The 23,999-nt window shown below is 62.4% G+C and carries 27 protein-coding genes and 2 pseudogenes; 17 read left to right on the forward strand and 12 right to left on the reverse strand.

Translation table 11 applies throughout. The features are described 5' to 3' along the window. Nucleotides 1–20 precede the first annotated feature (20 nt). Nucleotides 21–1,073, reverse strand: a complete 1,053-nt coding sequence (locus tag ACFSOZ_RS10790; protein WP_379097102.1) for a DUF1176 domain-containing protein — start codon at nucleotides 1,071–1,073, stop codon at nucleotides 21–23. Between the two features lie 140 nt (nucleotides 1,074–1,213). On the opposite strand from ACFSOZ_RS10790, the gene ACFSOZ_RS10795 reads away from it, so the two are divergent. Further along, nucleotides 1,214–1,720 (forward strand): DUF1993 domain-containing protein, encoded by a 507-nt coding sequence (locus tag ACFSOZ_RS10795; RefSeq protein ID WP_379097105.1) that lies wholly within the window; start codon nucleotides 1,214–1,216, stop codon nucleotides 1,718–1,720. A 57-nt stretch (nucleotides 1,721–1,777) separates the two neighbouring features. On the opposite strand, the gene ACFSOZ_RS10800 is transcribed toward ACFSOZ_RS10795, so the two are convergent. Further along, nucleotides 1,778–2,155, reverse strand: a complete 378-nt coding sequence (locus ACFSOZ_RS10800; RefSeq protein ID WP_379098209.1) for a hypothetical protein — start codon at nucleotides 2,153–2,155, stop codon at nucleotides 1,778–1,780. Nucleotides 2,156–2,338: 183 nt separating this feature from the next. On the opposite strand from ACFSOZ_RS10800, the gene ACFSOZ_RS10805 reads away from it, so the two are divergent. The 3 genes from ACFSOZ_RS10805 to ACFSOZ_RS10815 all read left to right on the forward strand — a co-directional run bounded on the left by ACFSOZ_RS10805 (nucleotide 2,339) and on the right by ACFSOZ_RS10815 (nucleotide 5,318). Further along, nucleotides 2,339–2,812 carry a hypothetical protein gene (locus ACFSOZ_RS10805; RefSeq protein ID WP_379097108.1) on the forward strand — a complete coding sequence of 158 codons (474 nt, stop codon included), beginning with the start codon at nucleotides 2,339–2,341 and terminating at the stop codon, nucleotides 2,810–2,812. 119 nt (nucleotides 2,813–2,931) lie between these two features. Beyond that, nucleotides 2,932–3,999, forward strand: coding sequence for an aldo/keto reductase (locus ACFSOZ_RS10810; protein ID WP_379097111.1), 1,068 nt, complete (start codon nucleotides 2,932–2,934; stop codon nucleotides 3,997–3,999). A 50-nt stretch (nucleotides 4,000–4,049) separates the two neighbouring features. Continuing rightward, on the forward strand, nucleotides 4,050–5,318 hold the full coding sequence (locus ACFSOZ_RS10815; RefSeq protein WP_379097114.1) for a cysteine desulfurase-like protein: 1,269 nt from the start codon (nucleotides 4,050–4,052) through the stop codon (nucleotides 5,316–5,318). A gap of 15 nt (nucleotides 5,319–5,333) precedes the next feature. Here ACFSOZ_RS10815 and ACFSOZ_RS10820 read toward each other — a convergent pair whose 3' ends face one another. Genes ACFSOZ_RS10820 through ACFSOZ_RS10845 form a run of 6 tightly spaced genes read right to left on the reverse strand, consistent with a single transcriptional unit; the run spans nucleotide 5,334 to nucleotide 11,396 of the window. Then, the gene (locus ACFSOZ_RS10820) at nucleotides 5,334–6,362 is read right to left on the reverse strand and encodes a histone deacetylase family protein (protein WP_379097117.1); all 1,029 of its coding nucleotides are present in this window, start codon (nucleotides 6,360–6,362) and stop codon (nucleotides 5,334–5,336) included. After that, complete coding sequence (locus ACFSOZ_RS10825) at nucleotides 6,359–6,880, reverse strand: GNAT family N-acetyltransferase (RefSeq protein ID WP_379097120.1); 522 nt, start codon at nucleotides 6,878–6,880, stop codon at nucleotides 6,359–6,361. The genes ACFSOZ_RS10820 and ACFSOZ_RS10825 overlap by 4 nt, the downstream gene beginning before the upstream one ends. Before the next feature lie 3 nt (nucleotides 6,881–6,883). After that, nucleotides 6,884–7,393 carry a 2-thiouracil desulfurase family protein gene (locus ACFSOZ_RS10830; RefSeq protein WP_379098155.1) on the reverse strand — a complete coding sequence of 170 codons (510 nt, stop codon included), beginning with the start codon at nucleotides 7,391–7,393 and terminating at the stop codon, nucleotides 6,884–6,886. A 41-nt stretch (nucleotides 7,394–7,434) separates the two neighbouring features. After that, nucleotides 7,435–8,364 carry a 3,5-dioxohexanoate:acetyl-CoA acetone transferase gene (gene kce, locus ACFSOZ_RS10835; RefSeq protein ID WP_379097123.1) on the reverse strand — a complete coding sequence of 310 codons (930 nt, stop codon included), beginning with the start codon at nucleotides 8,362–8,364 and terminating at the stop codon, nucleotides 7,435–7,437. 4 nt (nucleotides 8,365–8,368) lie between these two features. Next, nucleotides 8,369–9,742: an aminotransferase family protein gene (locus ACFSOZ_RS10840; RefSeq protein ID WP_379097126.1), complete on the reverse strand. Its 1,374-nt coding sequence runs from the start codon at nucleotides 9,740–9,742 to the stop codon at nucleotides 8,369–8,371. A 10-nt stretch (nucleotides 9,743–9,752) separates the two neighbouring features. Then, nucleotides 9,753–11,396, reverse strand: coding sequence for a N,N-dimethylformamidase beta subunit family domain-containing protein (locus ACFSOZ_RS10845; RefSeq protein ID WP_379098157.1), 1,644 nt, complete (start codon nucleotides 11,394–11,396; stop codon nucleotides 9,753–9,755). Between the two features lie 154 nt (nucleotides 11,397–11,550). Between ACFSOZ_RS10845 and ACFSOZ_RS10850 the strand changes: the two genes are divergently transcribed. The 3 genes and pseudogenes from ACFSOZ_RS10850 to ACFSOZ_RS10860 all read left to right on the forward strand — a co-directional run bounded on the left by ACFSOZ_RS10850 (nucleotide 11,551) and on the right by ACFSOZ_RS10860 (nucleotide 13,413). After that, nucleotides 11,551–11,799, forward strand: a complete 249-nt coding sequence (locus ACFSOZ_RS10850) for a ParB N-terminal domain-containing protein (protein ID WP_008875526.1) — start codon at nucleotides 11,551–11,553, stop codon at nucleotides 11,797–11,799. 125 nt (nucleotides 11,800–11,924) lie between these two features. Then, a pseudogene (locus ACFSOZ_RS10855) lies at nucleotides 11,925–12,411 on the forward strand (SRPBCC family protein). A 45-nt stretch (nucleotides 12,412–12,456) separates the two neighbouring features. Continuing rightward, nucleotides 12,457–13,413 (forward strand): alpha/beta fold hydrolase, encoded by a 957-nt coding sequence (locus ACFSOZ_RS10860; protein WP_379097129.1) that lies wholly within the window; start codon nucleotides 12,457–12,459, stop codon nucleotides 13,411–13,413. Between the two features lie 49 nt (nucleotides 13,414–13,462). On the opposite strand, the gene ACFSOZ_RS10865 is transcribed toward ACFSOZ_RS10860, so the two are convergent. Both ACFSOZ_RS10865 and ACFSOZ_RS10870 read right to left on the reverse strand, forming a co-directional pair. Next, nucleotides 13,463–13,903, reverse strand: a complete 441-nt coding sequence (locus ACFSOZ_RS10865; RefSeq protein WP_379097132.1) for a 2OG-Fe(II) oxygenase family protein — start codon at nucleotides 13,901–13,903, stop codon at nucleotides 13,463–13,465. Continuing rightward, nucleotides 13,801–14,520 (reverse strand): isopenicillin N synthase family oxygenase, encoded by a 720-nt coding sequence (locus ACFSOZ_RS10870; protein ID WP_379097135.1) that lies wholly within the window; start codon nucleotides 14,518–14,520, stop codon nucleotides 13,801–13,803. Before ACFSOZ_RS10870 ends, ACFSOZ_RS10865 begins: the two co-directional genes overlap by 103 nt. Before the next feature lie 117 nt (nucleotides 14,521–14,637). Here ACFSOZ_RS10870 and ACFSOZ_RS10875 point away from each other — a divergent pair, with 117 nt between their 5' ends. From ACFSOZ_RS10875 to ACFSOZ_RS10895, 5 genes are all read left to right on the forward strand, one after another. After that, a complete protein-coding gene (locus tag ACFSOZ_RS10875) occupies nucleotides 14,638–15,036 on the forward strand; it encodes a GFA family protein (protein WP_379097138.1) in 399 nt (132 codons plus the stop codon). 153 nt (nucleotides 15,037–15,189) lie between these two features. After that, the gene (locus ACFSOZ_RS10880) at nucleotides 15,190–15,387 is read left to right on the forward strand and encodes a hypothetical protein (protein ID WP_379097141.1); all 198 of its coding nucleotides are present in this window, start codon (nucleotides 15,190–15,192) and stop codon (nucleotides 15,385–15,387) included. Between the two features lie 200 nt (nucleotides 15,388–15,587). Beyond that, nucleotides 15,588–16,460, forward strand: a complete 873-nt coding sequence (locus tag ACFSOZ_RS10885) for an undecaprenyl-diphosphate phosphatase (protein ID WP_379097144.1) — start codon at nucleotides 15,588–15,590, stop codon at nucleotides 16,458–16,460. 164 nt (nucleotides 16,461–16,624) lie between these two features. Beyond that, nucleotides 16,625–17,413 carry a phosphodiester glycosidase family protein gene (locus tag ACFSOZ_RS10890; protein WP_379097147.1) on the forward strand — a complete coding sequence of 263 codons (789 nt, stop codon included), beginning with the start codon at nucleotides 16,625–16,627 and terminating at the stop codon, nucleotides 17,411–17,413. A gap of 185 nt (nucleotides 17,414–17,598) precedes the next feature. After that, on the forward strand, nucleotides 17,599–18,696 hold the full coding sequence (locus tag ACFSOZ_RS10895; protein WP_379097150.1) for a glycoside hydrolase family 25 protein: 1,098 nt from the start codon (nucleotides 17,599–17,601) through the stop codon (nucleotides 18,694–18,696). A gap of 9 nt (nucleotides 18,697–18,705) precedes the next feature. Here ACFSOZ_RS10895 and ACFSOZ_RS10900 read toward each other — a convergent pair whose 3' ends face one another. Continuing rightward, the gene (locus ACFSOZ_RS10900) at nucleotides 18,706–19,530 is read right to left on the reverse strand and encodes a LysR substrate-binding domain-containing protein (protein ID WP_379097153.1); all 825 of its coding nucleotides are present in this window, start codon (nucleotides 19,528–19,530) and stop codon (nucleotides 18,706–18,708) included. A gap of 630 nt (nucleotides 19,531–20,160) precedes the next feature. Between ACFSOZ_RS10900 and istA the strand changes: the two genes are divergently transcribed. From istA to ACFSOZ_RS10915, 3 genes are read left to right on the forward strand one after another with little or no spacing between them, the layout of a single operon-like run. Continuing rightward, the gene (gene istA, locus ACFSOZ_RS10905; protein WP_379097156.1) at nucleotides 20,161–21,660 is read left to right on the forward strand and encodes an IS21 family transposase; all 1,500 of its coding nucleotides are present in this window, start codon (nucleotides 20,161–20,163) and stop codon (nucleotides 21,658–21,660) included. Continuing rightward, the gene (istB, locus tag ACFSOZ_RS10910) at nucleotides 21,653–22,426 is read left to right on the forward strand and encodes an IS21-like element helper ATPase IstB (protein WP_095090157.1); all 774 of its coding nucleotides are present in this window, start codon (nucleotides 21,653–21,655) and stop codon (nucleotides 22,424–22,426) included. Before istA ends, istB begins: the two co-directional genes overlap by 8 nt. Continuing rightward, nucleotides 22,423–22,671 carry a hypothetical protein gene (locus tag ACFSOZ_RS10915; RefSeq protein WP_095090155.1) on the forward strand — a complete coding sequence of 83 codons (249 nt, stop codon included), beginning with the start codon at nucleotides 22,423–22,425 and terminating at the stop codon, nucleotides 22,669–22,671. Before istB ends, ACFSOZ_RS10915 begins: the two co-directional genes overlap by 4 nt. An 84-nt stretch (nucleotides 22,672–22,755) precedes the next feature. On the opposite strand, the pseudogene ACFSOZ_RS10920 reads toward ACFSOZ_RS10915, so the two are convergent. Next, nucleotides 22,756–23,049: pseudogene (locus tag ACFSOZ_RS10920) on the reverse strand (LysR family transcriptional regulator); the annotation flags it as partial. Nucleotides 23,050–23,153: 104 nt separating this feature from the next. Here ACFSOZ_RS10920 and ACFSOZ_RS10925 point away from each other — a divergent pair. Together ACFSOZ_RS10925 and ACFSOZ_RS10930 are read left to right on the forward strand one after the other, a co-directional pair. Beyond that, the gene (locus tag ACFSOZ_RS10925) at nucleotides 23,154–23,315 is read left to right on the forward strand and encodes a hypothetical protein (protein WP_379097159.1); all 162 of its coding nucleotides are present in this window, start codon (nucleotides 23,154–23,156) and stop codon (nucleotides 23,313–23,315) included. Between the two features lie 53 nt (nucleotides 23,316–23,368). Continuing rightward, nucleotides 23,369–23,977 carry a class I SAM-dependent DNA methyltransferase gene (locus ACFSOZ_RS10930; protein ID WP_379097162.1) on the forward strand — a complete coding sequence of 203 codons (609 nt, stop codon included), beginning with the start codon at nucleotides 23,369–23,371 and terminating at the stop codon, nucleotides 23,975–23,977. Nucleotides 23,978–23,999 lie beyond the last annotated feature (22 nt).

Consider the following 23,999-nt stretch of genomic DNA (forward strand, 5'->3'; position numbering starts at 1 on the left):
GGCGGAACCTCTTCTGACGCTCAGGGCGCCGTGTTGTAGTCGACAACGGTCTGCGGATTTTCCTCGCCGTCATAGGACGCATCGACGTCGAACTGGACCAGCGAGAAATTGCCGTTGCGGAACAGATACGTCCCCGCGTCGGACGCATCGCCGATGCCGCGCCACTTGTTGAACGTGGTGATCGTGTGGGCTTCCTCGTCATAGTCGGAATTGACCGCCCAGCCGGTCGTCTGGAAGCCGACGATGCTCATCCCCAGCAATTTGCCGTCGCTGTCATTGTTCTCGTAGCGGATGTCCATCTTGGGTTCGGCGAACTGCAATTGCTGCACGCCCGACACCTCGTCGGTCATGTAGTAGATCGAGCTTTCATTGTAGGCAGCGGCCGAACAGGAAAAATGGAACAACCGCGTTTCCTTGTCGGGATCGCCGGGCGCCGCATCCTTGTCCTTGTATTTGATTGAAAAAACGGTTGGCTCGTTGGCCAGCAACTGCTTGTCGCATTGGTCGCCATAGGTCGCCAGAAAGGCCTTCTTGGCCTGCTCCAGCGCCGTGTCCTTCTTCGGCGGCGGCGGCCCGTCGCCGCAACCTGGCGGCAGCGCCTCCTCGAAATCGGCGGTGGAGGGTTTCAGCGCACCTTTTTCGATGTGGATCGGGTCGAAAGGCGGCGCCGCCTGGATCTGGGCATTGACCTGGCGCAGCGTATAGCAACCGGCAAACACCTTTTCGCCGCCACTCTTGTCGGTGGCGCGGATGGCGACTGGGACGTTGTAGAAAATGCTGCCGGCGGCGCCTTCGTCCGAAACGGCACCGGTCGCGACCTCGACCTTGTCGGTGCCGTCGAAGCCCTTGACGAAACTGTCGAAGTCTTTTGCCGGCTTTGTATCGCCGAAATAACCCCAGGCGCGGGCGAATTCATGCCGGTTGATGGCGCTGTAAAGTGAGCGGACGACGGCGTCGGCGCTTGATCGATCGTCGACATAGGGCGCCTCGGGGGCATCGTCGGCGGCGAGTGCCGTCTGGCCCGTTGTGGCAAGGGAGAGAAAGGCGGTCGCTGCAAAAAGGGCGCGTCTCATCGGGAATCTCCGCTCGATGAGGAGATTCTACTACGGCGATTGCGGCAACGTGGTGACGCGGCGTGAGGGATGCTTGAAGAATCGTTTGCGAAGGCGCTACGTCCCGTCCGCCGGCGTTCCGGCCGGACAGGAGATTTGACGTGACGATATCGATGTATGAGGCATCCGTGCCAGTGTTTTCGGCCAGGCTGAAGGCGCTTTCCACCGTACTGGCGACCGCCGAACAGAATGCGCATGACCGCAAGATCGACCCGCAGGTGTTTTTGACGGCCCGGCTGGCGCCTGACATGTATGCGCTGACCCGGCAGGTGCAGATCGCCACCGATCACGCCAAGGGCGCGCCGTCGCGGCTCGCCGGGCGCGAAGTGCCGAGATATGAGGACAATGAAGCGAGTTTTGCCGAAGTACAGGCGCGCATCACGAAGACCCTGGACCTTCTGGCGACATTTTCAGCTGCCGAGTTCGACGGTTCGGATGACAAGGTGATCGAGTTGAAGCTTGGCGGGCGCGAAAGCTCGATGCTCGGCCTGCAGTATCTGCTGCATGTGGCCATGCCCAACTTCTATTTCCACCTCACCACCGCCTACGACATCCTGCGCCACAATGGCGTGCCACTGGGCAAGGCGACATTCCTGGGCGCGCGCTGAGCAATTGAGGTTTTCGAGATGTCCCGGAGGGCCGGGACATCTTGGCCTCCATGCTCCCTAGCGGATGGACATTTCGCGGGCGATGCGCGGAAAATCGGCGGGCTTGATGCCGATGTCGGCGCGGTCGGCATTGCTCATCGAAAGAAGCAGTGCGAGCGCCGAGCGATATCTCAGATGTTCCTGCGGCCGCGGCCTGGCGAACATTTCAGTGAAGAAACCCATGATTAGCCCCCTGGTTGGTCCTCCACGGCTGCCAATATAGGTGAATCGTGACAATTGTGCAGTGCAGCATTTGCATGGCAGCCATGTGTTCGTGATTTTTCTGAAGATATATTTTGCAGCCGACTGAAACTTCGGTGCGGTGCGCACCGTACGCTTGAACGCTGGCACATGGCCGGCTTTTCCTCGCCACTCCTGGCGAATTCCGGACTGCATGAAAGTGCAGTCCGGCTTTTGTCTTGGGATTGCGAATGCGCGAACGGCGAACCAGGCGAAGACTAAATTCGTTAACATCGGTGGCATGCATTTTTAACGAGCCGGTTCTATGCTCAGAAGCTTGCACGGTCGGGCAAGAGGGAGGCTGACATCGCTACTGGCGCCAAGCCTGATTTCGCTTCGTTGCTCGACGACCTCTTCGTCGCCTCCGACAAGAGCGACGCAATTGAGGGCGAGGAGACCGGCGCTCGTCCGTCCATCCCTTTCGACTATCTCTCGGTGGCGGATGAACTCCATTCCGGCCGCATCAAGGTTTCGGGCAGCGGCTTTGCTACTGAATATCGCGAGGCCGGCGCCGATCTGGCGACCGAATTCGCCGCATTGCTCGATCATGCCAAACTGGCTCTCGCCAGCGAAGAGCAAAAGCCCGAGGAAAAGCTGCCGCCGATCGATCCGGAATCCATCGCGGTCGAACTTGGCCTCAGTCAGCCGAAGCTGATCGCCGATTTTGGCCGCATACGCCGCAGCTTTGCCTTCGCCAACCATCCGGACCGCGTCGCTCCGCACCTGCGCCAGCGCGCCATGATCCGCATGCAGGTTGCCAACATGCTGATCGACGAGGCTAAGCGCCGCGCGCTGGCCGGCGCTCGCCGCTAAACGCCGCTGGTTCACGCAAAAGTCGGTCTGGCGAGGCTTGGAGAGCGCCTCTGCTTTCCCTATAGATGCGGCTTCCTTCCCATGCCGCCTCGCAAGCTTTCCCTCCGGAGCAGAATTCCATGCACAAACGCCGTCTCGGTCGGACCGATCTTCTTGTTAGCCAGATCTGCCTGGGCTCCATGACCTGGGGTCAGCAGAACACCGAGGCCGATGGGCACGCCCAGATGGACCTGGCCTTTTCGCGCGGCGTCAACTTCATCGACACCGCCGAGCTCTACCCGATCCCGCCCAAGGCGGAGACGCAAGGGCGGACCGAAAAGATCATCGGCAGCTGGATGAAGGCGAAGGGAAACCGCGACAAGGTGATCCTGGCCTCAAAGGTCGTCGGCCGCACGGCCAACAGCTGGTTTCGCGGCGACAGGCCGTCGCAACTGGTTCGCTCCGATATCTTTGATGCCATCGACAAATCGCTGGCCAAGCTCGGCACCGACTATCTCGACCTCTATCAGATCCACTGGCCGGAACGGGACATCCCCTGGGGCGCCAACCCGACGCGCGTCGGCGCCGTGCCGCGCCGTGCCGATTCTGTCGGCGCACCAACCGATGAGACGCCGATCGCCGAGACGCTTGCCGTGTTCGACGAGCTGGTGAAGGTCGGCAAGATCCGCCATTTCGGTCTGTCGAACGAGAGTTCCTGGGGCGTGATGCGGTTCCTGGCCGAGGCTGACAAAGGTGTCGGTCCCCGTGTCGCGTCGATCCAGAACGCCTACAATCTCGTCAACCGCACTTTCGAGGTAAACCTCGCCGAGGTCTGCGAGCGCGAGCAGATATCTTTGCTCCCCTATTCGCCGTTGGCGCAGGGCTATCTCTCAGGCAAATACGACCATGGCGCGCGCCCGCTGGGGTCGCGCACCCAGCTGTTCAATCGCGGCCAGCGCTACGAGACCCCCAATGCGGCCGAAGCACAGCTCGAATACAACGAACTGGCACGTTCCTTTGGCCTGGAGCCGGCGCTGTTTGCCAATGCCTATGTGTCGAGCCGGCCCTTCGTCACCGCGAACATCGTTGGCGCGACGACCCTTGCGCAGCTCGACATGGCGCTCTCTTCCGTGGATGTCGTCTGGACCGAAGAGATGCAGAAGGCGGTGGATGCAATCCATCAGCGCGTCGGCAATCCCTGTCCTTGATTGGCTCCCGGGGGGCAGAATTATCCAGGGATGACAAAGGGGTGGAGACAATGACGGCTTTTCCAATCGAGGCGGTGCGCGAAAAATTTCCAGCCCTCTCGCTGGCCGACAAAGGGCGGCGCCGCATCTATCTCGACAACCCCGCCGGCACGCAGGTGCCGCAAGCGGTGGCCGATGCGGTGTCGCGCTGCCTTTTGACCACCAACGCCAATCTCGGCGGCTATTTCGAAACCACGATTGCCGCGCAGGCTGTCGTCGACGAGGCGCATCAGGCGATGGCCGATTTCCTCGGTGCGGCGAGCCCCGAGGAAATCATCATCGGCGCCAACATGACGACGCTGACCTATCACATGTCGCGCACGCTCGGCCGCACGCTGAAGCCCGGCGATGAGATCATCCTCACCCGCATGGACCACGAGGGCAACGTGTCGCCCTGGCTGCAACTGGCCGAAGACCTTGGCCTCGTCGTGCGCTGGCTGCCGTTCGACGAAAAGAGCTGGCAGGTCGAAGAGGCGACGTTGGCCGCGCTACTCACGGACAAGACCCGGCTGGTCGCGTTGAACTACGCCAGCAACCTGACCGGCTCGATCAATCGGGTGAAGGCGTTGACCGCCATCGCCAGGAATGCCGGCGCGCTGGTCTATGTCGACGCCGTCCAGTACGCGCCGCATGGCCTGATCGACGTCAGGGATCTCGGCTGCGATTTCCTGATCTGCTCTGCCTACAAATTCTTCGGTCCGCATATGGGCATATTGTGGGGTCGGCGCGACGTCATAGATGGCCTGAAACCCTACAAATGCCGCTGTTCTTCGAATGGCCTGCCGGAGCGGTTCGAACTCGGCACGCCGCAGATCGAACTGATGGCCGGCCTCACGGCCGCTGTCGACTATTTCGCCGAACTGGGTGCGGCAGCGGGCGAGGGTGGGTCGCGAAGGCAGAAGATCGCCAAGGCGTTCGAGGTGTCGATCGCCTACGAAAACCCGCTGGCGCAGAGGCTGATCGACGGCCTGTCCGACATTTCGGGCCTGGCCATCCACGGCATCACCGATCCCAAGCGGCTCGGCGAGCGCGTACCGACGGTTTCCTTCACCGTCGACGGCATCGTGCCGGAGACGATCGTTCGGCAGATGAACGCCGAAAACATCTTCCTGTGGTCCGGGCACAATTACGCCTGGGAGATCGTCCACCAGCTCGGCATTCCAGCCGAGCATGGCGTCGTGCGCATCGGCATCGCCCACTACAACACGGCAACCGAAATCGACGAGACGCTGGAGAGCGTGCATCGGGTCATCGCCATGCTCAGACAGCAGCGCTCCTGACGCCAGTCCGGATCTTCAGCGCGTCTTGCCACCGAAGCCGGTGAGGAAGGCGGTGAGGTTGTCGCTGAGTTCGCCGCAGAGATAACCGCCTTCCTGGACGATGACCGTCGGCAGGCCGAGTTTGCCGATCGCCTCGCCAATGCGCGAAAAGCCTGGTGTCGTCACCGAAAGTCCACCGAACGGATCGCCCTCGAACGCGTCGAGGCCGAGCGCCACGACCAGCGCGTCGGGCGAAAAGGCACGAATACGCTGGAACGCCACCGCAAGCGCTTCGAGAAACGCCGCATCGGCGGATTTGCGCGGCAGCGGCAGGTTGAAATTATAGCCGAGGCCCGGGCCTTCGCCGCGCTCGTCGGCATGGCCCCAGAAGAACGGATAGAAGCGCACTGGATCGGCGTGCAGCGACACGGTGAGCACGTCCGGCCGTGCATAAAAGACGCCCTGCGTGCCGTTGCCGTGATGCAGGTCAACATCGAGGATCGCCACCCGCGCCGCCGTCCTGCGCAGAACCTGAGCTGCGACGGCCGAATTGTTGATGAAACAGAAGCCGCCGGCGACATCGGCAAAGGCATGATGGCCGGGCGGCCGGCACAGCGCGTAAGCGGCCGGCGCGCCAGCCATCACTGTCTCAGCTGCTTCGACCGCGCTCCACGCGCTCCACAGCGCGCTCTGCCATGTTTCGCCCGAGATCGGGCAGGCGGTGTCGGCCATGTGATAGCCGGCCTGGCCGACCGCCGAGGCTGGATAGGATCCGTTGCGCGCAATTGGATGGATGTTGGGGATCACCTCGGCCGAAGCGCCGTCGATGCGCTGCCAGCGCTCGAAGATGTGCTCGAGAAAGTCGAGATATTCGGGCGTATGCACCGACGCGACCGGGCCGAGCCCATGATCCCGCGGCCGCTCGATCGTGCAGCCGGCAGATTTTGCGCCGGCTAGCAATCGCTCGACCCGTTCCGGCTTTTCCGGATTGGGTTTTGCCGCACCGCTCGAAAGAAAGGCCTTGGGGTCGTGGCGTTTTTGTTCCTCGGCATAGAAGGCTTTCATTCCTGCTCCCCATTCTCCGGCGCGTCGGCGAAGGCAAAAAAGGCATCGCCGATGATCTTCTGCGTCTGCTCGTAGCTCGACCAGGCGATGCCCAGCCTTTCATAAAACGCCTTGGCGCCCTCATTGTCGGTGTCGACGGACAGCCGCAGATAGACGCCGCCGTCCTTTCGGCACTGTGCCGCGACGCGCCGCAGCAGGCGCTCGCCGATCTTGCGGCCGCGAAACCGGTCCTCGACATAGAGGTCCTGCACATAGACGCCGGGCCGGCCCATCCAGGTCGAAAAGGTCGGGAAATGCAGGCAGAGACCGGCAAATTCGCCGCCCACCTCGGCAATCAGGGTCGAGAAGGCAGGCTTTTCGCCAAAGCCCCAGGTTCTGAGATCGTCTGCCGTCGAGATGATCTCTTCGGGCGCGCCGATGTGGCTCCCGAGTTTCAGGATCGCCGCGTGGATGGTTTCGACATCGTCGATGCGGCCGGGGCGGAAAACGGTGTCGGTGGCTTGGGTTTCCTCTCGCATGGATCAGGCCGCGGCGCCGGCCGAACCCGGTCTGGTCAAAAGGTCATCAAGCTCGTCAATGCCGTCTTCCGAAAAGACGCGAATGCCGTTCGCTTCCAGCAGCGCGGTGGTCGTGCCCTGGCCAGCCACCCGGTTACCCCTGAAACCCCCGTCATAGATGAAACTGCTGCCGCAGGACGGGCTGCCATCGGTAAGAACCGCATACCGACACCCTGTTTGTCGGGCGAGATCGAGCGCGAGCTGCCCGGCTTCGAGATAGAGTCCGGTCACATCGTTTCCCGTTTGCTCGACCACTTGGCCTTGGCCGTGAAGCACTGCTCGGCCGTCGCCTGTGCTTCGAATTTCCGCCGGAGGACGTGGCGTGGAGAAGCCCGCGGCAACCTCCGGGCAGATCTGTACGATCCGCCCCTCTGCCTGCCATCGCGCAAGAATGGGATGGTCGTTGAGCCGGTAGGAGCCGTTGTAGCGGACCTTGCTGCCGAGCAGGCAGGCTGAAACGAGAACCCGTTCGATATCAGCTCCTCCCTTTGCCACTCGACCTCCAGTTACTCCCCTCAGAACGCCACCTGGTCGCCGCCCTTGAGCGCCAGCATGTCGCGCGCTTCGGTTGGCGTGGCAACCTCCAGCGACAGCCCATCGAGAATGCCACGGATACGGCGCACCTGATCGGCATTGGATTTCGCCAGTTGGCGGCCGTCAAAGAGGCTGTCTTCCAGCCCGACACGGACATTGCCGCCCATGGCCGCGGCGATCGAGATCAGCGGCATCTGACTGCGGCCGGCGGCCAGCACCGAGAACTGATAGCTGTCGCCGAACAATTTGTCGGCGATCCGCTTCATGTGGACGAGATTGTCCGGGTCGGCGCCGATGCCGCCCAGAATACCTAGCACGAACTGGATGAACAGCGGTCCCGACACCAGCCCGCGGTCACGGAAATGCGCCAGCGAATAGAGGTGGCCGACATCGTAGCACTCGAATTCGAAGCGCGTGCCGCAGCCTTTGCCCAGCCTCTCAAGCACGCCCTCCATGTCGGCGAAGGTGTTCTTGAATATGGTGTCGCGGGTGGCTTCCAGCAGCTTCGGCTCCCACTCGTGCAGCCATTCCCTCGGTTTGTCGAGCATGGGGAACAGCGCGAAGTTCATCGAGCCCATGTTGAGCGAGCACATTTCTGGCTCGGCCCGCAATGGCGCTGCCAGCCGCTGGTCCAGGGTCATCAGCGACGAGCCACCGGTGGTGATGTTGATCACCGCGTCGGTCGCCTGCTTGATGCGCGGCAGGAACTGCATGAACACTTCCGGATCGGCGGTCGGTCTGCCATCCCTGGGGTCGCGGGCGTGCAGATGCAGGATCGAGGCACCGGCCTCGGCGGCGGCGATCGCATCTGCTGCGATCTGGTCCGGGGTTACCGGCAGATAGGGCGACATTGACGGCGTGTGCACCGAGCCGGTGACGGCGCAGGTGATGATGACTTTTCGCGGCGCCATCCCTTTACCCCCGGCCTTCGACCGGCAGGTCGAGTTCGGCGGCCAACGCCTGCAGAGAGTCGCCAAGGACCGCGATGATCTCACCGATCTGATCGCTGGTCACAATCAGAGGCGGGCAGACCATGAAATTGTCGCTCACTGGCCCGCCACGCACGCGCCGCGAATAGATGATCAATCCACGCTCGAACGCAAGATCGATGAGCCTCAAATTGGCGTTGAGGCCCTGCGGCAACGGCTCCTTGGCCAGCGGGTCCGCGTAAATTTCGGCTCCCATGAACAGCCCCTTGCCCCGCACGTCGGCAATGAAGGGAAAGCGGCGAGTCAGGGCCTCGAGTTCACCCCTCAGCAACTCGCCCATGACGGCTGAATTCTCGACCAGACCAAGGCGGTCGACCTCTCCAAGCACCGCAACGCCCGCTGCACAAGCGACGGGGTTGCCGCCATATGTGTGGCCATGCAGGAAGCCACCGGTCTCCACAACCGGCCCGACGATCCTCTGTGTCGCGGCAAGTGCGCCAAGCGGGGCATAGCCAGATGAAAGACCTTTCGACAGGGCGACGATATCCGGCCGGCAGGACCAATGGTCGCCGCCCAGGAATTTTCCGGTGCGTCCGATGCCAGTCATTACTTCGTCGTGAATCAACAGGATCCCGTAGCGGTCGCAGATTTCGCGGATACGCGGAAAATAGCTATTGGGCGGGACCAGAGCTGCGGTCGCGGCACCACCGATCGGTTCCATGACGAAGGCGAGCACGCTTTCCGGCCCTTCCTCCAAGATCTTCTCCTCCAGCATATCGGCGTAGCGGATGCCCCGCTGTTCCATCGACAGATTGTCGTGATCGCGGTGGACAAACGGGGCCGGCACCAATGGCATCGGCCGACCGATCGCGTCGAAGGTCTTGGTGAGTATGTCGTCGCCAGTTACGGCAAGCGTGCCGATCGTCACGCCGTGATAGGAGGGCATACGTCCAATGATTTTCCAGCGTTTGTCCTGACCTGTTGATACCGCCCATTGCCGCGCAAGCTTGAGGCAGGCCTCGATCGCCTCAGAGCCGCCTGATACGAAATAGATGCGGTTGAGCCCGTTCGGCAGCCGATCGGCCAGCCCCCGTGCGAGTTCGATGGCCTGTTCGTTCTCAAATTGAAAGATGTAGGCGAAGCTGACGCGATCCAGCTGCCGCTTCATCGCGTCGATGACGTTGCGGTTACCATGTCCTACATTGACGTTAACCGCGCCGCTCGATCCGTCGATGTAGCGGCGGCCGCTCTTGTCCCATAGGTAGATGCCATCGGCGCGGTCCACTATTGGCCGTTGCAGCCGGGTGAAATGGAAAAGGTTCGCTCGGCGGTCGGTTTCAACGGACTGCACAGCGATCATTCAACCCCTCTTATTTTCCGCCGAGATAGCGGTCGATTACATTCTTGGTGACGCGTTCGACCATCGGGTCCTGTCTTAGCAGGCCGGCGACCCATTCGCAGCTTCCGGCGTGGAACACCTCGCCCTTGCCGCGCGGGAAATTGACGATCATGCCATTGCCGCGTTTGACTTTTTCCAGATTGGCGTCGCTCGGGTCGCCGAACAGCGTTTCGGCGGTGAAGCGGCCGTCCTCGTCGGTGAGGAACTGATCCTCGATCGGAATGTCAGCGCTTTCCTCGACCTGGGATGCCATGCCGACCGCGAGAACCTGCAGGCCCTCAGGCGCGCCGCTGGTCGCGGTTGGGTAGGGCAGGCCGCCGCGTATTTCGAAGTCGAGCCCGTCGACCTCATAGCCATAGACATGGCTGTCGGCGCCGAGCAGGTCGCCGTAATAAATGCCGGTGCCGGCAAAGGCCCAGTGCTCGGGCCGGTAGACCGGAAAGCCGCGCACGCCGCGCGGCGCGCAGCCACCCCAGCCGGCATAGACACCGCGGGTCGCGTTGAGCCCGAAGGTCGCCGAACCCGGCCGGCCGATTTCCGGCGCTTCCCAGGAATTGGTCGCGCGGGTGACGTCGCCGCCGCGGAGATAGGCGGGGTCTTCGGAACGCGCGCGGTATTTGTAGCAGACCTGCCGGCGACCCTCGTCCTCCAGCCGCGCCTGCCACATGAAATTGCCGGCAAAGCGCGCCGCATGGCGGCCTCGCTCGACATAGGCGTCGACGGCGTCGCGCATTTCCCAGGTCCAGTATTCGTCATGACCGACGAAGACGGCGCAGTCATAGCCGTCGAGAATCTCGGGCGAGAAATGCAAATCGTGCTGGCTGGCGAGGTCGACGCCATAGCCTGCTTGTTCGGCGAAGCGGAAGAAGTGGCTGTCGTAGCTCGCCCAGCCCGACGAGGCGTATTTCTTCGAATGGCCGGTGGCGAGCGCCCATTCCATATGCGGATAGCGCGGCACCGTCTTCGGCGGCACAGCGACTTCCAGCGGCACACGCGGCGCATCGTTCGGCAGGACGACGAAGCCCCGGCACCAGGGGCGTTGCGTCGACACGATCGGCGAATACTGGTCGCGGTTCGGCCCGGTGATGCCCTGATAGTGGTTGGAGCCGCCCCAGGTGTTGTAGGCGAGCCAGGTTCCCGTCGCCGCCACCTGCAGCACGCGGCCGGGCTTCCTGCCGGGCTGCGGAGCGACGATGAAAACGTGGTGGCTTTGGATCGGCTTGCCGTCACGACCGTCGGCGGTCAGCGTCACCCGATAGGCTCCGGACGGCCAGTCGCTTCCGACACGAAATTCGAACGAGGCCTCCCAGCCGCAGCCCTCGGCCGAGCATTGGTCGGGCGTATCCTGCCAGCGCGCCGCGATGGCGGATTTCCCGAACACTTTCGTCTCGGCACCGCCGTCGCGAATGATCGTCATGCTGAAGGTCGGGGCCGTCGAGCTGACATGCAACGCCACCGTATCGCCGGCACGATAGGAAAACCGGTCGCTGTAGCACCAGATTTCGCCGCGCTCGCCGTCCATGCCTGGCCACTCGTAATAGTGGCCGCGCACCGCGTGACGGCGCTGCTCCGGCGTCAGTCCGAAATCGGGGAATTCGGTCGGAAGGTTGATCATGAAGCCCTGAAGTTTCAACGGCGCCATTTCGGCGATCTGCCGGTCGAGCGTCAAATGGAAACCATCGGGCCAGCATTCGTTAGCCGCGCCCTTGGTGCTTTTGAACAAACCGACTATCTCAGGGGAGGGCGGTGTTTCCGCCACGGGGGTCGACATGCTCAGAGTGCAAAAGGTCAAGGTCGACGACATCTACGTGCCGACAGCGCGCAAGAAGACGCTGCATCCCGAGACCGTCCGGCATCTGGCCGAGGACATATTGGAAAACGGCATGAAGACGCCGATCCAGGTCCGCCACGACGGCAAGCGCCATATCCTGGTCGAAGGACTGCATCGGCTGGAAGCGGCAAAATGGCTCGGCGAGACCGAGATCGACGCCTACCTGGTGCAAGCCAAGCGTCACTGACGCTTCCTTCGTTCGTGATCTCTGCCCAGTCGTCGCATCCTCCAGAATTTTTCGTTGGTGATGTCGGCTTGCGTTTCAGCCCTTCGTCCTTGGGGCGGAAGCCAGACAAAACCGAGGAAACCATCATGACCACCAAGCTCGACATCGCCCCGGCCAACGACCGCGAACTGGTTGTGGCGCGTATCATCGATGCGCCGCGCGACAACGTCTATCGCTGCTGGACCGACACCCAGCTTTTGACGCAGTGGTTCGCGCCGAAGCCGTGGACGACCCCGCGCGCCGAGATGGATGTGCGCACCGGCGGCTCGAGCCTTGTCGTCATGGCCGGCTCCGAGGGCAATGAATTCCCCAACCCCGGTGTTTTCCTCGAAGTCGTTCCCGGCAAGAAGATCGTCTTTACCGATGCCTACACCCACGCATGGGAGCCGTCGGAAAAGCCGTTCATGACCGGCGTGCTGACCTTCGAGGACGAGGGCGAGGGCAAGATCCGCTACATTGCGCGGGTCAGGCACTGGAGTGTCGCCGAACGCGAGCAGCACGAGAAAATGGGTTTTCACGTGGGGTTGGGGCCAGTGCACCGACCAGCTCGAAGAGCTCGCCAAGACGCTTTGATATGGCCAAGCCGCTTTGATACCGGCAGGACGAGAGGAGATCGACATGTCCAAAGCCTTGCTTTTCGCCATTCTTGCTTCGGCCGCAGCGCTTCTTGCTTCGCCGGGCTTCACAAACGCAGAGGAGGCAAAACCTGCCATGACGACCGCAACGAACGCACTGCCGAAGCCGGAAAAGTCCGGCCTGCTGCCGATCGACGGCCTGAACTACTACTACGCCATCTACGGCAAGGGCGAGCCGCTGCTTCTGCTGCATGGCGGTCTTGGCACCTCGGACATGTTCGCGCCGATCCTGCCGAAGCTTGCCGAGAACCGCGCCATCATCGCCGTCGACCTGCAAGGTCATGGCCGCACGGCACTCGGCGAGCGGCCGTTCACCCTGGAGGCGATGGGCGACGACATGGCAGCTATCGTCAAGGCGCTCGGCTACAACAAGGTTGATGTCATGGGTTATTCGCTGGGCGGCGGCGTCGCCTTCCGCATGGCGGTCCAGCATCCCGAAGCGGTGCGCCGCCTCGTGCTGGTGTCGACCGGCTATGCCGCGGACGGCTTCTACGCCGAGATGCGCGGCCAGCAGGCGCAGGTCAGCGCGGCAGCCGCCGATTTCATGAAGGACACGCCGATGTACAAATCCTACGTGGCAGTCGCACCGCATCCGCAGGATTTTCCGAGACTGCTCGACACGCTGGGCAACTTCATGCGCCAGAATTACGACTATTCCGCCGACGTTGCCAAGCTGAAGATGCCCGTCATGCTGGCCTATGGCGACGGCGATATGTACCGGCCTGAGCATGAGATCAAGTTCTACCAGATGCTCGGTGGCGGGCTGAAGGACGCCGGCTGGATGCGCGAGAACCTGTCGCAGAACCGCTTGGCCATCCTGCCCAACCGCACCCACTACGACGTCTTCTTCGCCCCGGAACTGACGGCTGCGGCACTGCCGTTCCTCAACGGCGAGACCAAGGTGAAGACCTGGGACGAGGTCGTCAGCGAAACCGAATAATCCTGTCCATTCCACCGGCCGTCTCCGACGAGATGGCTGGTGGTTTTGTTTATGAAGCTTTGGCGCGGCGCGGCTGCCTGAGATGCTTGATGCCGCTCATCTCGACGAAATTCGTCGCCGCTTCCCAGAGATAGTCGCCGTAGAGAAACGGCTCGAAGGCTTCTGTGCCGGTCAGCGGCAGTGGCGCGATCTCCGCGTCGACGCGCGGCTCGTAGAAGAACGCGATCGAGAACCGCGCCGTCTTCGGTGCGATCACCTTCGGTGCGATCGCCCGGTGTCGCGTCGCCCGGACGCGTCCGCCGCTCCAGCGCTCCAGCAACTGGCCGAAATTAACCGCCAGCGTGCCGTTGGCAGGCGGCACGTCGATCCATTCGCCGGCGAGGTTTTTTACCTGCAAGCCCTCGACGCCGTCCTGCGCCAGCAACGTGACGAAGCCGGAATCGGCATGCTCGCGGCCGATGATGGTGCGCGTCTCGCCCTTGTGCACCACCGAAAAATCCGGCCCGCTGGTGTCGATGCCGGCATTGGTGTCCCGCAGGGATAACGGATCAGGCGCAGCGTCGAGATGCCGCCTTCGAAACAGGCATCGAAGATCGGCTCTGGCAGGCCAAGGCCGTGGGCGGTCGAGCGCATCAGCGCGTTGCCCACAGTCTCCATCGCGCGGTAGTAGTCCGCTGCCGCCGCGCGCCAGCCGGGCAGGGCATCTTCGGCCGGCAAGGGTGTCGGCTCGCACAACGGATCTTCAGAAACCGGAATATGAGCCGCGTCGACAAGACCCGGATTGGCAAGGTCCGGTCCCATGTCGATGCCTTCCTTGTAGGACGGAGCTGCCGGCTGCAGCGGGAACCAGCCGCGATAGACGTTCTTCTTGGTGCGGTCGAAATTCCAGCGCAGCAGTTTCTGCTTCTCGTCGTCGGGAAGCGCGAAGATGCGCAGCAATTGTGCCCTTCTTTCCGGCGTCAGCCAGCCGTCGCCGGGAAAGTCCCGGACCGCCATGAATCCGATGCCGGAGGCGGCAGCCGTGATCCTGGCATCGGTGCGGTCGCGAGCGGACGAGGGCGGCCCGAACAGATCGGCAATGCCGATGGTTTCGATGTCCGGCGTCATGGCTTCAGGTCCACCGCATCACGATAATCGATGGCGTTGTATCAAAGCTTTTCAATTGACCCAATCGGCCCCGCCTTTACCTTGCTGGTTATTCTCTCCATCGATGGGATCAGGGTAATGGCAAGATACCAGGGCGGATGCCTGTGCAAGGCGGTGCGCTACCGCACGGACGCTGCGCCCATCAACGAGCGCGTTTGCCATTGCCGGCTCTGCCAGAAGGTGATCGGCGCCGCCTTCAACGCACGCGTGTTGTTTCGCATCGATGATGTGACGGTCGACGGGCCGTTGGCGACGGTGAACACCTCGCCGGATCTCAAGCGCGGCTTTTGCTCGAGCTGCGGCACGACGATGTTCTCGCGGCGCGATTCCGCCGGCATCATCGGCATCACCACCGGCTCGCTCGACGATCCCACGGTCTTCAGGCCGCAAATGCATATTTTCACGGCCTCGAAGCAGGCCTGGATTATGCTCGACGACGGCCTGCCGCAATATGAAGGCGCACCGCCGCCAGGCTAGGCTTTTCCCTTCTCCCAAGCGGGCGAAGGGAGAGCGCAAGCATGACCAAAATTTAATCGAAAGAGACACGAGATAGCCGGCAAAGCGTCATTGGCGGGCCATCATTGTCTTCCTATTTAAGGGGCGCGGGCACGGCATTCGAGGAGACGACCGATGAACGACAGCATCAGCACCCTGGACGAGCTTTTGAGCGATCCGATGGTCCTGCTTGTGATGGAGTGCGCTCATGTGCGCCCGGAACAGGTGCGCATGCTGCTCGAACGGGCACGCCGGCCTTCCGTCGACGAGCCTGTCGTTCCGCCGGCGCATGTGATCGCCAGGACATGCCAGAAACTCTGGCTCTGCCCATAATCGCGTTGCGATTTCCCGCATGAACACTCAAAGCCGGCCCAAGGCGGGCCTGGCTTTGAACGCCACGCATTCCGGTGCACCAGCGCCAGCTTACAAATCCGTAAATTGATTATCCGGTCCATGACGATAAGGCTTGCCCGGGATTGACCGACACTGGTCGATCCCGCGCAAGCCCGATCTCTCATACATGGAATTCGACATTGGCCGACATCTGCACTCAAGGCGTCGACACTGGCTTTGTCGGCCTGGGATTCGCCAAGGTGGCGTTCCTCGGCGTGGTGCAAGGCATCACCGAATTGCTGCCGATTTCCTCGACCGCGCATATGCGTATCGTGCCGGCCGTGCTCGGCTGGCAGGATCCGGGTTCTGCCTTCTCCGCCGCCATGCAGCTTGCGGCGCTTGCCGCGGTGGTCAGCTATTTCTGGAGCGACGTCAGGGATATCCTGTTCGGTTCGCTCGACGCCCTGACGCGACGCGATTTCGCCGACCGGCATTTCCGGCTGGCACTGTGGATCGTGCTGGCGACCATCCCGATCGTCATCGCTGGGGTGGCGCTGTCGGGCGTGCTCAACGCCTGCAATTCGCCGCTGCGCAGCCTGACGGTGATCGGCTGGGCTTGCATCGCCATGGCGGTGCTGCTGGCGCTTGCCGAGATTTTTGCCAGTCACCGACGCAGCATGGGCGAAGCGTCGTTGGCCGATGCGCTGCTCGTCGGCGTCGCCCAGATCGGCGCGCTGATTCCTGGTGTCTCGCGCTCGGGCTCGACCCTGACGGCGGCGCTCGGGCTCGGCTTCAAGCGGGCCGAGGCGGCGCGGTTCTCGTTCCTGCTCGGGTTGCCCGCGATCGCGCTCGCCGGCCTCAAGGAGCTTTGGGAACTGCACAAGGTCCATCTCAATGCTCACGGCTGGTCGGTTCTGGCGGTGGGTTTGGTCGTCGCCTCGGTTTCGGCCTTCTTCGCCATATGGGGCCTGATGCGCGTGTTGGAGCGTTTTTCGGCCTGGCCGTTCGTCATCTATCGCGGCCTGCTCGGCGTTGTCCTGCTGCTGGGTGTGGCGATGGGATGGCTTGCCTGATGCACGTCGCCCAAAAGTGGCGCCGGTTTTGGGAAAACGACATGCATAAAGCAAAAGCGCGTCGCTCATTCCGTTCAACGCGATGCGCTTTAGGGCCCGTCCACAGTACCGCTTGAAACAGGCTATATCCGTATCGGACCCTCAACTTCGATTCCGGTACGCGCATGGATTTATTTACCCTCCTGCAATCGCTGCCGCTGTTGCTGGCGCTGGCCAAGGGCGCGCTGCCGTCAGTGGCGGCACTCGGCATGGGCTTTGGCCAATGGCTCGCCTCGCTGCCGCCATGCCGGGACTTTGCGTTTGAGGCGACCAGCTATCTCGTTTGCGAGGTCGATCCGAAACGATATCAGGTCGAACTGTTCTGGAAAGATCGGGCGGGCAAGCCGTTTCAGTCGCTGCACAATCTCAATGCCGCGCAGCAGGCCGCCGGGCGCACCATGCTGTTTGCCATCAATGCCGGCATGTATCACCCCAACCTCGATCCGGTCGGTCTCTATGTCGAACGCCGCAAGGAAATTGCCTCGGTGAAGACGGGATCGGGAAGTGGCAATTTTTCGATGCAGCCGAACGGCATTTTCTACATGAGCAACGGCAAGGCCGCAGTTCGCTCCACCAGGGAGTTTGTGAAAAAACGGCCGCCGCTCGACTATGCGACGCAATCCGGGCCGATGCTGGTGATCGACGGCCAACTGCATCCGAAATTCCAGGCCGACAGCACCTCGCGCAAGACCCGCGACGGTGTCGGCGTGCGAAAGGACGGCGTCGCCGTCTTTGCCATTTCGAACGGCACGGTGACCTTCCATGCCTTCGCCCGCCTTTTCCGCGATGCGCTCGGCTGCGACAACGCGCTGTTTCTGGACGGCACCATATCCAGCCTGTTCGCTCCGGCCATCGGCCGCAATGACGACTACTGGAATCTGGGGCCGATGATCGGCGTCTTCAGAAAGCCCTAGCGGCTTTACCAACCCGCTCCGCAAGGCTGGTCGATCGCTTGCTCCGGGAGCCAGACATCGGTGCTGGCGCACGCGAAAAAAAATTGATTCAAACTTTATTGGTAATTCCTCGTTCATAACTGATCTGGTTTGTCCGTCGGCTGTCGTTTCGCCCTCGGTCTGTTGTGTTTTGAGTACAGGTCCAGATGCGGATTCCGGGCGTCATCAGTTTCTTTGTCGCATCGCTATGCCTTGCCGGCTGTTCGTCGACGGCCGGCGTCGATGCGCTGGATTTGCAGAAACCGTCCAACGAAACCACCAGTTCGGTGATACGGCCGCCAGCGCCGATCGCCGCCGCTCCGAAGGCAATGGCCAGGAGCGCGGCGAGGCCCCAGATGGCGCAAATGCCTGACGATGGTCCGGCCGAAAATGCTCGGCCTTTCGGCCTGGCGGAGGAGGAAGAGACCGTCGCGTTTGCGCCGCCCGAAGTGCCCGATCCCGAAGCGCCTGATATCGGCGGGCTGCCCGTCGAGCCGGCCGCGCTGGTGTCGCCGCCGAGGCTCCTGACACGTCCCGCCCCGGCTATGCTTGCCGGGCCGGTCACCCGTTACGGCTTTCGCGACGCCAAGCCGATCAATTTCGGCCGGTCCTCGCCCCGGCACCTCGCCGTGCATGGCGTCGACGTCTCGCGCTGGCAGGGCAACGTCAACTGGGACAAGCTGCGCGCCCAGGGCGCCAACTTCGCCTACATCAAGGCGACCGATGGCGGCGACCATCTCGATCCGATGTTCATGAAGAACTGGCGCAATGCCGATGCCGCCGGCCTGAAGCGCGGCGCCTATCATTTCTTCTACTGGTGCCGCACGGCGGGTGAGCAGGCCGACTGGTTCATCCGCAATGTGCCGAAGATGGATGGCGCGCTGCCGCCGGTGATCGACGTCGAGTATAATGGCGAATCCAGCTGCAAGCGGCGGCCGTCGCGCGAAAAGGTGCTGGAAAAGATGCAGGTGTTCATGGACAAGCTGGAGCGCCATTACGGCCAGCGGCCCATCATCTACACCGCGCCTGATTTCTACCGCGACAATCTCAGGGGCGAATTCCTCGATTATCCCTTCTGGCTGCGCGCAGTGGCGCGGCATCCGTCGAAGGTCTACCCCGACCGCAAATGGCTGTTCTGGCAGTATTCCGGCTCCGGCCTGTCGCACGGCGTCACCGGCCGCATCGACCTCAACGTCTTCCACGGCGACGAACGGCAATGGCGCGCCTGGGCCGGCGGACGGGTTTCCGTCGCCGACGCTGACTGAAATCGTCCATCAGGCCCGGCGTACTTCGCGCTCGCGTATGTCAGCCGTCTGGGCCAGCACCCAGTCTCGGAACCCCTTGATCTTCGGTGTGTTGCGGCGGCTTTCCAGGTGCACCAGCCAATAGCCGTCACCATCCGATCCCAGCACTTCAAATGGCTGTATCAACTGGCCCTTTGCGAGCAGGGCGCTGTAGATGTTGCGGGTCAGGATCGCGGCGCCCTGGTCGGTCAGCGCCGCCATTGCATCGTAAGCCTGCGAGCCCAGGTTCGGTCCGGCGATGACGCGATCGGGCTCGAAGGGTACGCCGGCTGCTTCGAACCAGATTTTCCACCAGGGATCGTCGGCACAGCACAGCGCCACCTTGTAGAGGTCCTCGGGGTGGCGAATGCCGCCCACGCTCTCGGCCAGTTTCGGGCTGAGCATTGGCGTATAGTCCGCCTTGAACAAATAGTGAGTTGTCAGGCCGGGCCATTTTCCGGTGCCGGTTCTGATCCCGATATCCATGTCCTCGCGCGTGAAATCGACCAGCCGGGACGATGTATTGACCTTCACGGCGAGATCGGGATGCATCAGCTGGAATGTTCCAAGCCAAACGGCCAGCCAGTTCGATGCGAATGTTTCCGAGGTTGTGACTGTCGATGGCGGTTGAGAACCGCGTATAGATGGCGCCGAGAGGGAATTGATGCGGAATTCGGCTCGGAGTGGTGCTGAATGACGCTGATGATCTGATTTGGTTGGGGATGAGAGCGCGGGATGCGCCGACAGGAGCCCGGAGGGCGACTGAGGCGCATCCCGCGCTGCGTCCGCGCATGCTACATGTGCGGAGCGCCGCAATCAGACATCGACCCACTACCACGTAAACTCGATGTCCTATCCCAACGGCCCGTGTGAGGGGACTTGCAGGTCCCCGGGCACTGATGCCGACTGGTTCACGGTATGCGCCAGCATAATGGCATTGGCGCATTCCGTCGAGCTTTTCCCCGCAATCCCGACGGCGTTCCGAGAGGTTCGCCGCCGCAATGCAAACCGGTCGTTTCTTTCTCTGCGCACGGTGCCGCTCACAGGTCTTGCTTTGCCGGCATTGCGATCGGGGTCAGCGCTTCTGTGGTTCTGACTGCGCCCATGAAGCCCGCCGTGACAGTCTGCGTGCGGCGGGGCTGCGCTACCAGAACACCCGCCGGGGCCGCTTTGCCCACGCCGACCGCTCCCGCCGATATCGCCAGCGCTGCAAAAACAACGTGACGCATCAGTCTCCACCTTGTCTGCCGGATGGTTCACGACTGAACGCGCCCCTGATCGACGGCACCGTCGCACTGGACGACGTCACCGCTGAAGCGGTGCCATCGATCCCTCCGGCTCCGTGCTGCCGGCGCTGCAGTTGTCGGCTGCCGCCGTTCTTTCGCGGCGGCTTCGTGCGTCGCCGAGGGGCCTATGTCCGTCAACACGACTATGGAGACCCAACCGATGACCATATCCGCCGAGAAGGAAGCGATGATCCTGCGCCTGTACCACGTTGAGAGGTGGCGCTGTGGAACGATCGCAACGCAATTGCATTGCCACCATACGACGGTCTTCCGGGTTCTGAAGGAGGCCGGTCTGCCCCGCCACAGGCCGGTGATACGTCCCGCCGAGGTCGACCAGTATCTGCCGTTCGTCCAGCGGACGCTTGAGACATATCCAGACCTGACCGCCAGCCGCCTGTACGGGATGGTGCAGGAGCGCGGCTACAAGGGCTCGTCCTCCCACTTCCGGCATATGATCGCGCTCCACCGTCCGCGCAAGGCTGCGGAAGCGTTCCTGCGTCTGCGCACCCTGCCGGGCGAGCAAGGCCAGGTCGACTGGGCGCATTTTGGTCACATCGAAATCGGCAAGGCTCGCCGCCCGCTGATGGCCTTCGTCATGGTGTTGTCCTACTCGCGCGACATCTATCTGCGCTTCTTTCTTGATGCCCGCATGGAAAACTTCCTGCGCGGCCACGCCGGTGCGTTCAACGCCTGGAATGGTTTGCCCAGGGTGCTGCTCTATGACAACCTTAAGAGCGCTGTGCTTGAGCGTCACGGCGATGCCATCCGGTTCCATCCGACACTTCTGGCCTTCGCGGGCCATTATCGCTTCGAGCCCCGTCCCGTCGCCGTGGCGCGGGGCAACGAAAAGGGCCGCGTCGAGCGCGCCATTCGCCACATCCGGGAAGCCTTCTTCATCGCCCGCAAGTTCAAGGACCTCGACGATCTGAATGCCCAGGCCGAACAATGGTGCCGCAACCAGGCCGCCGACCGGCCATGCCCCGAGGACCGGACGATGACGGTTCGTCAGGTGTTTGCGCAGGAGCAGCCCATGCTTCTGCCATTGCCCACCAACCCGTACCCCATCGAGGAGCAGATCGCCGCGAAGGTCGGAAAGACACCCTATGTCCGCTTCGACCTGAACGATTACTCGGTTCCCCATACTCATGTCCGGCGCACGCTCACCGTGCGCGCCGATCTCGCCCAGGTCCGGATATTCGATGCCGCCACGATGATCGCCAGCCACCGCCGCAGCTACGACCGGGGCCAGCAGATCGAAGACCCCCGGCACCTCAAGGCGCTCGTCGCCGTCAAGCGCGAAGCGCGCCAGCATCGGGGCCTCAACAGTTTGACGCGCGCCGTGCCGGCCTGCCAGAAACTGATGATCCACGCCGCCGAGCGCGGCGCCAATATCGGCGCGATCACCAATGCCATGCTCAAACTGCTCGACCTCTACGGCGCCACCGAACTCCAGGCCGCCGTCGAAGATGCCTTGCAGGCCGGGGCCTCTCATTCGAGATCGGTTCACGTCGCGCTCGAACGCCGCCGGATCGCGCGTGGCGCTCCACCGCCGGTCGAAACAAGGCTGCCGGAGCATGTCCGCAAAAAGGATACGGTCGTACAGCCCCACAAGCTCGACCGTTACGATCAACTCACTTGCGCAGGCAACGACGATGAATAATCCCGGCATCCTGTTCAACCGCGCCAGGGCGCTGCGCCTCAATGGCCTGATCGCCCACTGGGACGAAATCGCCGACGCGCCGTGGCTGGCCGCCGTGCTTCAATGGGAGGAAGAAGAGCGCTCCGACCGCTCATTGCGGCGACGCATGCGCGCCGCCAGGCTTGGCCACTTCAGGCAACTGGCCGATTACGACTGGAAATGGCCGCGTCGTATCGATCGCGCCGCCATCGAGGAACTGATGACGCTGTCCTTCGTCAAGGAGGCCGCCAACATCGTCCTTATTGGCCCTAACGGCGTCGGCAAGTCCACGCTCGCTCTTAACGTCGCCTACCAGGCGCTGGTCGCCGGCCATTCGGTCCTCTTCCGCACCGCCAGCGAAATGCTCGGCGAGCTCGCCGCCATCGACAGCGATTCCATGCTCCGCCGAAAGCTGCAGTACTATGCGGCGCCCGATATCCTGGTCATCGACGAGGTCGGATATCTCTCCTATTCCAACCGTCATGCCGATCTGCTGTTCGATCTCATCAGCCGCCGATACGAGAAACGCTCGACCATCGTCACCACCAACAAGCCCTTCGCGCAATGGTCGGAGGTCTTCCCCAATGCCGCCTGCGTCGTCAGTCTGGTCGATCGCCTTTTGCACCATTGTGAGGTCATTCCCATCGAAGGCGATTCTTACCGCTTCAAGGAAGCCTCCGAGCGCTCGAAGGCGCAGCGTCAACAACGCACCAGCCACCCCGCTGACGAAAAGGAGCCTGCAGCATGACCGGAAATCCTCATCAGCCGTCCGGTCTCGGGCGTGGAATCCAGTTCATCGTCAATGCCGAATGGACACCCGAGCAAGCAGCCGCCGTCTTCGAACTCCTCGACGATCTGCGAGACTGCATCTGGAGCCGTTACGCTCCCCACATCCAGCAGTTTGTCCGTCACCAACAAGCCCCTGACGATCAGCACCCTTCCAGCGACGAGCAGACAGGGCAAAAGCCCCATCCTCTCGATCCCTCCTGGTAAAAAATACAAAGCGGCCCCATCGGGCCGCTTTCTCCTCCACAATCCTCGGCACCATTTGTCCGCGCTTTCTCGCAGCCGTTAACATGTGACGGACAGCACGCCAGTCGCTCCACCCTTTGTGGCGACCCACGCGTCGGCCAGGGCCGAGAATGCGCCCGTTGCGTGCGGCGCCAATTGCTGTCCAGCTTCGGTCAAGGCGATTTGCCTTGTTTTTCTTATGAAAAGCGGCGTTCCGGCGCGCTCTTCCAGCACCTTGATCTGATAGCTGGCCGCCGACTGTGTCATGCCGAGTTCCTCGGCCGCCTTGGTGAAACTGCCCAGCCGCGCCGCGGCTTCAAAGACGCGAATGGCGCCCAGCGGTGGTAGCTCCCAACTCATGACGCATCAATCCTCCTGATGCATAGTACGCGACGTTCGATTGGAAGCCAAGGCCGCGAACAGGCATACTCTGGTCATCAACTCGAACCCGAAAGGACACGGCAATGACCCTCTACAACACACTTCGTCGTCCGGTGCTCGACCTCTTCACCGCTCCGTTCAGACCCCGCACGCGCGGCGTGCTCGACCACCGTGCGCTGTCGGATCATTTCCTGCGCGATATCGGCGTGCTCGACGGACACGCCCCTGCCGGCAGCACCCGCTAACTTGCGTGCTCCGCTGACTTGCGTGCATTGACTGGTGCAAACGGGAGGAAAAGATGAGCGTATCTGCAGAGGCCCTGGCGAAGAGCCGTCAGACGATCTCCTCCTACGAGGATTATGCGGAACAGTATGATGCAATCGTGCGGCATGTTCCCAACCCGAGGGAACAGGCAGCGCTAAGGCGCCTCGTGGCGATCGCCGGCACGGGCGGCCAGATTCTGGAAGTCGGGTCGGGAGCGGGATACGACGCCGACTTTCTGGAGGCCTTGGGCGCTAGGGTTCGGCGCACCGACGCGACAAGGCGGTTTCTCGAGCTGCAGGCCGCGCGCGGCAAGCACGGTGAGCTGCTCGATCTCATCACCGATGATCTCGGCGGCCCCTATGACGCAGTCTTGGCCCTGTGCGTCCTGATCCATGTGCCTCGCGACCAGACCGACCAGGTTCTTGCCAAGGTAGCCGGATCGCTGCGGCCAGGCGGCGCCTTCCTCGTATCGATGCGCAATGGCGATGGCGAGACGGGTGGCGAATATCACACGGTCTACTGGCGCAGGGACGACTTCGCTGCCCGCATCGAAAACGCCGGGCTGGTCCTTATCAGGGACGATTTCAACATTGGCCGCAACAGCGAGGAATGGAACACCTTCCTGGCTGTGAGGCCGTCATGAAGCCGCGGAAAGGACAAGCGCG

Origin of the sequence: Mesorhizobium newzealandense (assembly GCF_042682145.1) — a bacterium.
Lineage (GTDB): Bacteria > Pseudomonadota > Alphaproteobacteria > Rhizobiales > Rhizobiaceae > Mesorhizobium > Mesorhizobium newzealandense.

Bases quoted from the DNA above. Each gene is read 5' to 3' on its own strand.
- ACFSOZ_RS10880 (WP_379097141.1), top strand. From the start codon at position 15,190: ATGAACGACAGCATCAGCACCCTGGACGAGCTTTTGAGCGATCCGATG.
- ACFSOZ_RS10845 (WP_379098157.1), bottom strand. From the start codon at position 11,396: ATGATCAACCTTCCGACCGAATTCCCCGATTTCGGACTGACGCCGGAG.
- ACFSOZ_RS10825 (WP_379097120.1), bottom strand. From the start codon at position 6,880: ATGCGAGAGGAAACCCAAGCCACCGACACCGTTTTCCGCCCCGGCCGC.
- ACFSOZ_RS10800 (WP_379098209.1), bottom strand. From the start codon at position 2,155: ATGCAGTCCGGAATTCGCCAGGAGTGGCGAGGAAAAGCCGGCCATGTG.
- ACFSOZ_RS10810 (WP_379097111.1), top strand. From the start codon at position 2,932: ATGCACAAACGCCGTCTCGGTCGGACCGATCTTCTTGTTAGCCAGATC.
- istB (WP_095090157.1), top strand. From the start codon at position 21,653: ATGAATAATCCCGGCATCCTGTTCAACCGCGCCAGGGCGCTGCGCCTC.
- ACFSOZ_RS10850 (WP_008875526.1), top strand. From the start codon at position 11,551: ATGCTCAGAGTGCAAAAGGTCAAGGTCGACGACATCTACGTGCCGACA.
- istA (WP_379097156.1), top strand. From the start codon at position 20,161: ATGACCATATCCGCCGAGAAGGAAGCGATGATCCTGCGCCTGTACCAC.
- ACFSOZ_RS10925 (WP_379097159.1), top strand. From the start codon at position 23,154: ATGACCCTCTACAACACACTTCGTCGTCCGGTGCTCGACCTCTTCACC.
- ACFSOZ_RS10840 (WP_379097126.1), bottom strand. From the start codon at position 9,742: ATGATCGCTGTGCAGTCCGTTGAAACCGACCGCCGAGCGAACCTTTTC.
- ACFSOZ_RS10895 (WP_379097150.1), top strand. From the start codon at position 17,599: ATGCGGATTCCGGGCGTCATCAGTTTCTTTGTCGCATCGCTATGCCTT.
- kce (WP_379097123.1), bottom strand. From the start codon at position 8,364: ATGGCGCCGCGAAAAGTCATCATCACCTGCGCCGTCACCGGCTCGGTG.
- ACFSOZ_RS10915 (WP_095090155.1), top strand. From the start codon at position 22,423: ATGACCGGAAATCCTCATCAGCCGTCCGGTCTCGGGCGTGGAATCCAG.
- ACFSOZ_RS10930 (WP_379097162.1), top strand. From the start codon at position 23,369: ATGAGCGTATCTGCAGAGGCCCTGGCGAAGAGCCGTCAGACGATCTCC.
- ACFSOZ_RS10890 (WP_379097147.1), top strand. From the start codon at position 16,625: ATGGATTTATTTACCCTCCTGCAATCGCTGCCGCTGTTGCTGGCGCTG.
- ACFSOZ_RS10790 (WP_379097102.1), bottom strand. From the start codon at position 1,073: ATGAGACGCGCCCTTTTTGCAGCGACCGCCTTTCTCTCCCTTGCCACA.
- ACFSOZ_RS10875 (WP_379097138.1), top strand. From the start codon at position 14,638: ATGGCAAGATACCAGGGCGGATGCCTGTGCAAGGCGGTGCGCTACCGC.
- ACFSOZ_RS10860 (WP_379097129.1), top strand. From the start codon at position 12,457: ATGTCCAAAGCCTTGCTTTTCGCCATTCTTGCTTCGGCCGCAGCGCTT.
- ACFSOZ_RS10870 (WP_379097135.1), bottom strand. From the start codon at position 14,520: ATGACGCCGGACATCGAAACCATCGGCATTGCCGATCTGTTCGGGCCG.
- ACFSOZ_RS10820 (WP_379097117.1), bottom strand. From the start codon at position 6,362: ATGAAAGCCTTCTATGCCGAGGAACAAAAACGCCACGACCCCAAGGCC.
- ACFSOZ_RS10815 (WP_379097114.1), top strand. From the start codon at position 4,050: ATGACGGCTTTTCCAATCGAGGCGGTGCGCGAAAAATTTCCAGCCCTC.